Raw genomic sequence first — 3,575 nt, forward strand, 5'->3', positions numbered from 1 at the left:
AGCATTCAGCCGTCAGCCGTCAGCTATCAGCTAAGGTTTTTATAGGGGTTTTCACTTCATGACTTGCATTATTTCTGCCTTATGCCTTCTACCTTTAAGCCAAAATCTCTTATATTCTATGAATCATGAAAAGCGGGCTTACTATGAACGACCATATATTCAATTTTTGCTCCTAGCAATAGGGAATATAAAATCTAGATACACAACAGCTTATANACTATGAACGACCATATATTCAATTTTTGCTCCTAGCAATAGGGAATATAAAATCTAGATACACAACAGCTTATAATTCCCGTGCCTCCTAGCATTTTCAAAAGCTGTTTGCGTAGCATGACCTAGGAAAAGCTGAGTGCTAATAGCTGTTTGCGCAGCATTCCGCAGGAAATGCTTACTAATAGAGATTTTATTGCTCAAGATAACTATTGTTAATTAATGGATAATTACCTCTGGTTAAAACCGTAAAGGAATTGAATTATCAGGAAATCACAATTTATTTTTTTCTCCTTAAAATCAGAGGCTTTATACCATTTTCAAAAAAAAAATATTACGAATAATAATAATTGTTCAAAGGTTTTACGGTAAATGTTTATTTGACAAAAAAGACAATTACAACATAAAAAATAGTCTCAAATTTATTCATTCTGAGTCCTGAGTCCTGAGTCCTGTCTCCTGACTCCTTACGCAGTAAGTTAAATATTTGTAGCGAAGATTTGTCAATTTGGTATTAGGGACTTCAAAATAAAAAAATATACAATTACCTTGCATTTGGGGGAGTAGGGAATAGAGGTAGAGAAACTTTCCAGGTCTAGTTCAAAAATTGGATAATTTATTTTTTGCTATTCCCTTAAACCTTTGGGGATTAATTATAAATTATCCATTGGTAAAGGGGTCAAGTTGATAAATATTAACTAAACAATTATTGGTTATGAGGATCGTTTTAAGTTAATCTAGAAATCTGGGGATAGATATAGAAAAATATTCAACTACCAATAGCTTGTCATAAAGTAAAGCCTGTAGAGAGTCAAAATCTCTTAACAGCACTTCTGTTAAGGACTAGATGAAACAAGAGTTGAAGATTAAACCTACTCAACTATCTTTCATTTTAGTAAGTTTGAGTCAGTTTCATAAAGCAGATGCTAGAGAGTCAAACTTTAGCTATTGGGCAAAAATCAAAAAATATTTATTGCTTTTATAGTATAAATATTTCCCTGCTTATTGATCAAAACCAACCCGATTCGTGGTAAGTATTATAGTAAAAAGCTCTATATACATAGTGTGTCCTTGTCACAATATTATGTTGCGAGCTTTACAGGATTAGGCGAACAGCCATCACTTTAATTGGTTATGCTGGTTGGGGACAATTAATTCCTAACTATATATTTCTGCCAACGTTGAGAATACTGGGCAGTTAACTATAGCTGTGAATTTGAACAGCACAATAACTTATTCTCAAACTGTGGGGAAAAGAAAAAGTCCCGAAAAAATTGTCAGACAGGATTCATTCTTGCCCTCCTGAATGGGATTTGGATATGTCGTAACAAAAACACTTTAGCAAATATAAAACATAGGGCGGTAGGACATTCCCTTCTTAAAGCTTGTAGAGTCCGACGGGATACCAGGACTGGGAAGCAATAAGCTTACACTATAGCATTAGCTTAGTGTGGGAAGTATGTCACAAAACTCGGTGTATTTAAGGCCGAGAGTATGTCAATACTTTGTAAATATTAACTGCAATGAGTGAAAGGAAACGAGCGCTAATTACTGGTATTACTGGTCAAGACGGTTCATACTTAAGTGAACTTTTACTTGAGAAAGACTATGAGGTTCATGGTATTATCAGACGTAGTTCTAGCTTCAATACAGATAGGATAGACCATATTTATCAAGATTCTCATAATCCTGATGCTAGATTATTTCTCCATTATGGAGACTTAACTGATGGGACTACTCTACGTCGAATTCTTGAAGAAGTTAAGCCAGTAGAAATATACAACTTAGGTGCCCAGTCCCATGTAAGGGTTAGCTTTGATTCTCCAGAGTATACAGTAGATGCGGTGGGAATGGGCTCTCTACGTTTACTTGAAGCAATTCGAGACTACCAACAACGTACTGGAATTGAAGTTCGTTTTTATCAAGCTGGTTCTTCGGAAATGTTTGGTAAAGTTCAAGAAGTACCTCAGAAAGAAACTACGCCTTTTTATCCCCGTAGTCCTTATTCTTGTGCTAAAGTTTATGCCCACTGGCAAACAATAAATTATCGAGAATCATACGATCTCTTTGCTTGTAATGGTATATTATTCAACCATGAAAGTCCTCGTCGAGGTGAGACTTTTGTAACTCGTAAAATTACTCGGGCTGTAGCTAGAATTGTAGCGGGTAAACAGAAAAAACTTTTTCTTGGTAATTTGGATGCTAAACGAGATTGGGGATATGCAAAGGATTATGTTCGAGCTATGTGGATGATGCTACAGCAGGAGGAACCAGATGATTATGTAATTGCTACTAATGAAACTCATTCTATTAAGGAATTTCTAGAAATAGCATTTACTCATGTAGACTTAAATTGGCAAGATTATGTGGAGTTTGACCCCCGTTATCTACGTCCTGCGGAGGTTGATTTATTAATTGGTGATTGTACAAAAGCACAAGAAAAGTTAGGTTGGAAACCATCAGTTACTTTTACAGAGTTGGTGCATTTGATGGTTGATTCTGATATTAAAGCTTTGGAAAAAGCTGCTATTATTGGCAATGGTTTTGATTAAAATTTTTGGGCTAACTGATGAGTTAGGAAGATTTAAACTTTGTGAGGTGATAGTGCTTTTCATGGTCTTTTGGCACTATCAAAATCAACAAATTTTCTGATGAAGAAGTTGCTCAAAATACAGATAATTATCGGGTGTATCATTTCAGTTATCAGTACCTCTTGGAATAGGGAAACTTGAAATACTGAATTTGATTTTTTTGTTTCCTTAAAATGGGAGGCTAGAAAATGAATTTTCTGGTCAAGATAATATATAGATAAATGAGTCAACTTAGGGAGTAATTGAATAAAAAAATTCCTAGCGGTAGAATAAGTATGAAGTAGAAAGCTAGTGCCGCTACGCGGAAGTTAAAAGCCTGAAAGGTTGCGAGGCGACAGCCGTGGCAATCTCATGCATTCAAGCATTATTGATTAGTAAGGCTTTTAGGATTTTGTAACTGGTCAGTTATTTCCGCCATTCTGCAATAGGATAAATATTCGGATGATATTTAGCTACAGTTCTACTAGGAATTGATTGTTTTTAGATTCTGCTATAGCAATCATAAATAGTTGTTTACTAATGCAGAATGTGAGAACTTTAGTTAAATTAAAAATTAACAGTTAAAGTATCTGAGATGATGATGGTACAAATGCTGCATATAGTTACTNATCATAAATAGTTGTTTACTAATGCAGAATGTGAGAACTTTAGTTAAATTAAAAATTAACAGTTAAAGTATCTGAGATGATGATGGTACAAATGCTGCATATAGTTACTAAATTATCAGTAAAATTTGACTTGGACTTGGCAAATTTTACTTTTATATAATTA

General features: G+C 34.5%; 2 protein-coding genes. Both read left to right on the top strand.

Annotated elements, in window-relative coordinates; all coding sequences use genetic code 11:
- The first annotated feature begins 1,060 nt into the window (after positions 1-1,060).
- Positions 1,061-1,198: a hypothetical protein gene (locus AFK68_RS36325; protein WP_168186334.1), complete on the top strand. Its 138-nt coding sequence runs from the start codon at positions 1,061-1,063 to the stop codon at positions 1,196-1,198.
- 538 nt (positions 1,199-1,736) lie between these two features.
- Positions 1,737-2,765, top strand: coding sequence for a GDP-mannose 4,6-dehydratase (gmd, locus tag AFK68_RS05715; RefSeq protein WP_094671950.1), 1,029 nt, complete (start codon positions 1,737-1,739; stop codon positions 2,763-2,765).
- Positions 2,766-3,575: the final 810 nt, after the last annotated feature.

It is taken from the genome of Hydrocoleum sp. CS-953, assembly GCF_002260545.1.
Taxonomy (GTDB): Bacteria; Cyanobacteriota; Cyanobacteriia; order Cyanobacteriales; family Microcoleaceae; genus Trichodesmium.

What these genes read in the sequence shown, in the direction of transcription:
- gmd (WP_094671950.1), top strand. Translation starts at nt 1,737, where the DNA reads ATGAGTGAAAGGAAACGAGCGCTAATTACTGGTATTACTGGTCAAGAC.
- AFK68_RS36325 (WP_168186334.1), top strand. Translation starts at nt 1,061, where the DNA reads ATGAAACAAGAGTTGAAGATTAAACCTACTCAACTATCTTTCATTTTA.